Source organism: Brevundimonas sp., from assembly GCF_016463485.1.
Classification (GTDB): domain Bacteria; phylum Pseudomonadota; class Alphaproteobacteria; order Caulobacterales; family Caulobacteraceae; genus Brevundimonas.
This window is the reverse complement of record NZ_JAEMRD010000228.1, coordinates 1-3,015: the sequence shown is the minus strand read 5'-3', so window position 1 is coordinate 3,015 and position 3,015 is coordinate 1. Positions and strand designations below refer to the sequence as shown.

The following is a 3,015-nucleotide window of genomic DNA, read 5'->3' as shown; positions in this document are numbered from 1 at the left end:
CCACGGTCAGGACGGTCGAGGTCGAACGCCGAGACTGGACCTTCCCCCTCGGTTCGGTCCGCGTCCCGACGGACCAGCCGCTGGGCGACATCGTCGTCCTGCTGCTGGAGCCCCAGTCGTCCGAGAGCTTCTTTGCCTGGGGCCTGTTCCCCGAAATCCTGAACCGCGTCGAATATATCGAGGGCTACGCCATCGCCCCCCTGGCCGAACGGATGATGGCCGCCGCCCCCGCGCTCAAGGCCGAGTTCGAGGCCAAACTCGCCGCCGACCCCGCCTTCGCCGCCGACGGCGACGCCCGCCTGGGCTGGTTCTATGAGCGCACACCGTTCTATGATGACCGCTACCGGCTCTACCCGGTCGGCCGAGAGGACTGACGGCCGCAATCATCTCCGGGGGAAAACGATGCCGACCGAAATCGACTCCTTGCATTGGGCTGCGCTGTTCAGCGGGGCCCTGATCCTGGTGCTAGTCGCACTGTCGATCCATGTCGTGATCGGCCGCAACAAGCATCGCGTTCTTCTGGGCGACGGCGGCAATGCCGCCATGTCGGTGGCCAGCCGCAGCTTCGGCAATGCTGCCGAATACATCCCGGCAGGGATCGCCGCCATCATTCTGCTGGCGCAACTTGGCTATGCGCCATGGGCGATCCAGCTGGTTGGCGGGCTCATGCTCGCGGGACGGATCATCCATCCCTTCGGGCTGAAGGCGACGGGTGGCGTCCATCCCCTGCGGGTCGCAGGCATGGCGCTGACCTGGACCTCGCTGATCATCTGTGCCGTCATGCTCGTCATCTGTCCATTCCTCTGAGACGACCGGTTGCACCGCAGCACCGCCCCCGCCATATCGGGGCATGACTGTCAAAGCCTCCGCCGCCCTGCTCCATGATCTCGTCGCCGCCGCCTTGAAGGCCGGAGCCGACGCCGCCGAGGCCGTCACCGCCGAACGCGCCGCCCTGTCGGTCGGGGTGCGCAACGGCGCCCTCGAAGATGTCGAGCGCGAGGAATCGCGCGACCTGGGCCTGCGCGTCTTCGTCGGCAAGCGGCAGGCCTCGGTCTCCGCCTCCGACCTTTCCGAGGCCACCCGGACCCGCCTGATCGAGCGGGTCGTCGCCATGGCCCGGCTGGCTCCCGAAGACCCCTACGCCGGCTTCGCGCCCGAGGATCGCCTTCACCGGGGCGCCTTCCGCGACCTCGATCTGATGGACGCCTCCGAACGCAGCGCCGCCGAGCTGGAAGCCGTGTCGATCGAGGCCGAGGCCGCCGCCCTGACCATCCCCGGCGTCGTCCGCTCCGAGGGCGGCCATGCCTCAACCTCCTCGACCGAATGGCGGCTGGTCACCTCCCACGGGTTCGAGGGCTGTTATTCCGGCTCGGCCTTCTCGCTCGGCGTCGGGGTCATCGCCGAGAAGGACGGGGCCATGGAGCGCGGCGGCGAAAGCCGCACGACCCGCCACCTGTCGGACCTGCCCGACGCCGGCATCATCGGCGAGGAGGCCGGTCGCCGCGCCGTCGCCCGCGTCGGCCCGCGCAAGATCGCCTCGACGACCGCCCCCGTCATCTTCGAGAACCGCGTCGCCACCCAGATCCTGTCGCCCCTGCTCGGCGCCATCTCCGGCCCCTCGATCGCGCGCGGCACCTCGTTCCTGAAGGACGATATGGGCAAGGCGGTCCTGCCGACCCACCTCAGCCTGATCGACGACCCGTTCCGGATGCGCGGCCTCGGCTCCGCCCCCTTCGACGACGAGGGGGTCGAGGTGGTCGCGCGCCGTCTGGTCGACGCCGGCGTCCTGACCACCTGGCTGCACAACTCGGCCTCGGCCCGGCAGATGAAACAGGCGTCCACGGGCCACGCCTCGCGCGGTCTGGCAGGTCCTCCCGGCGTCTCGACCCACAACCTGCACCTGACCCCCGGCGACCGCGACGCCGCCGGCCTGCGGGCCGACGCAGGCACCGGCCTGATAGTCACCTCCATGTTCGGTCCGTCGCTGAACGCCAACACCGGCGACTGGTCGGCGGGGGTGTCCGGCTTCTGGTTCGAGGACGGCGAGCTGGCCTATCCGGTCAGCGAGGTCACCGTCGCGGGCAACCTGAAGGCCCTGTGGGCGCGAATGGTGGCGGGGTCGGACCTGGAGTTCCGGGGCTCGTTCAACAGCCCCTCCCTGCTGTTCGACGCCGTCGCCATCGCCGGCAAATGACCTCCTACGACGCCGACCTCGACCTGATCCGCAGCGCGGCCCTGGCCGCCGGGGCGCTGGCCCTGTCCGAGCGCGAGCGGGGCGTGAAGACTTGGGCCAAGGACGGCGGTTCCCCCGTCACCTCGGCCGACATCGCCGTCGATGAGCTGCTGAAAAGCCGTCTGCTCTCGGCCCGTCCGGACTACGGCTGGCTGTCGGAAGAAACCCCCGACGACCCCGCGCGTCTCTCCTGCGAGCGCATCTTCGTAGTCGACCCGATCGACGGCACCGTGGCCTTCATGAAAAACAAGCCGTGGTGGTGCGTGCCCATCGCCGTCATTGAGAACGGCCGACCGGTCGCCGCCGTCATCCATGCGCCGCAACTGAACGAGACCTTCGAGGCGACCCTCGGCGGCGGCGCGCGCCTGAACGGCCAGCCGATCACGGCCTCGGATACCGATGCGCTGGAGGACGCCTCCATGCTCGCCGACGCCATGCTGATGCAGAGCCCGCGCTGGGCCGAGCCCTGGCCGCCCATGCGGCTGGAAAAGCGCAACGCCATCGCCTACCGCATGGCCCTCGTCGCGGCCGGGGCCTTCGACGCCGCTATCGCCATCTCGCCCAAATGGGACTGGGACATCGCCGCCGGCGACCTGATCGCGCACGAGGCCGGAGCGCGGGTCACGGACCATCACGGCCACGGCTGGGTCTTCAACCGCCCCGATCCCCGCCAGGCCAGCCTGGTTTGCTCGGCTCCGGCCCTCCACCCGTTGATCCTGGAGCGCACAAGGCCTATCCCGCTGACAGCCTAAGGCCTCCCCGCCCCCACAGGATCTCAATGC

Annotated in this window: 3 protein-coding genes and 1 pseudogene; all 4 read left to right on the top strand. The window is 69.7% G+C overall.

Going from position 1 to position 3,015, the window contains the following annotated elements; translation table 11 throughout:
• Positions 1-374: pseudogene (locus tag JHC99_RS18230) on the top strand (carboxypeptidase); the annotation flags it as partial.
• Between the two features lie 28 nt (positions 375-402).
• The gene (locus JHC99_RS18225; protein WP_292156102.1) at positions 403-807 is read left to right on the top strand and encodes an MAPEG family protein; all 405 of its coding nucleotides are present in this window, start codon (positions 403-405) and stop codon (positions 805-807) included.
• Positions 808-850: 43 nt separating this feature from the next.
• Positions 851-2,194, top strand: a complete 1,344-nt coding sequence (locus tag JHC99_RS18220) for a metallopeptidase TldD-related protein (protein WP_292156101.1) — start codon at positions 851-853, stop codon at positions 2,192-2,194.
• Positions 2,191-2,985 carry a 3'(2'),5'-bisphosphate nucleotidase CysQ gene (locus JHC99_RS18215; RefSeq protein ID WP_292156100.1) on the top strand — a complete coding sequence of 265 codons (795 nt, stop codon included), beginning with the start codon at positions 2,191-2,193 and terminating at the stop codon, positions 2,983-2,985. The genes JHC99_RS18220 and JHC99_RS18215 overlap by 4 nt, the downstream gene beginning before the upstream one ends.
• The last annotated feature ends 30 nt before the right edge of the window (positions 2,986-3,015 follow it).